Origin of the sequence: Pseudonocardia lacus (genome assembly GCF_018531445.1) — a bacterium.
GTDB classification, from domain to species: Bacteria; Actinomycetota; Actinomycetes; order Mycobacteriales; family Pseudonocardiaceae; genus Pseudonocardia; species Pseudonocardia lacus.
The window spans coordinates 1-886 of record NZ_JAHDTH010000487.1 but is presented as its reverse complement, the minus strand read 5'-3'; the positions used below and the strand labels follow the sequence as shown (position 1 = coordinate 886).

Annotated in this window: 1 protein-coding gene; it reads right to left on the bottom strand. The window is 78.6% G+C overall.

Annotated features, from left to right (window positions below):
• Window positions 1-886: serine/threonine-protein kinase (locus KIK08_RS39260; RefSeq protein ID WP_214408366.1), on the bottom strand; the 886-nt coding region annotated here is incomplete at both ends.

Sequence of the window (886 nt, the reverse complement as noted above, 5' to 3'; positions counted from 1 at the left end):
CAGGGTCCGCTGCACGACCTGCAGCGGCGGGCGGCGGGCGGGGTCGGTGTCCAGCGAGGCGCGCAGCAGCCCCAGGTGCGCCGAGCGGGTGGGCAGGTGGCTCAGCCGCGCCCCGGCCGCGGCCGCGCGCAGCCCGGACACCGCGTCGGCGTGCGAGCCGCGCGGCGGCTGGCCGGTCAGCGCGTAGGAGACCGTGGCCGCCAGTTGCCAGGCGTCCGACGCCGGGGTGGCGCGCTCGCCGCAGGCGACCTCCGGGGCCAGGAAGTCGGGGGTGCCGAGCACGAACCCGGCCATGGTCATGGTCGCGTCGCCGGTGCGCCGCGCGATGCCGAAGTCGATCAGGTGGGCCATCCCGGCCGCGTCCATCACCACGTTGCCGGGCTTGACGTCGCGGTGCATCACGCCGCGGCCGTGCGCGGCGTCCAGCGCGCCGGCCACGCCGATCCACACCCGCGCCGCGGACACGTCGTCGAGCAGCCCGCTGGCGCGGATCATCTCCGCCAGCGAGGGCCCGTCGACGTACTCCATCACCAGGACCATGCCCTCCAGCTCGGACAGGCCCGGGTCGCTGGTGGCGGGCAGCATGTCGTGGATGCGCACGCAGTGCGGGTGGCGCACGGCGGCCAGGGCGCGCGCCTCGCGCTGGATGCGCTCCTCGGTCTCCGGGTCGGGGGCGTGCGCGGCCTTGAGCGCCACCCGGTGGCCCAGCCGGGCGTCGTGGGCCAGCCACACCCGCCCGAAGCCGCCCGCGCCGAGGCGCTTCTGCAGCGTGAACCGCGGCGCACCCGGCGCCCCGCCCGCCGCGGCGAACGGCGGGCCGGGGGCCACCATGGTCGGTTGGGGCGCGTTGCGCCGCACGGGCGGTCGGGCCGGGCGCTCCGGCGCG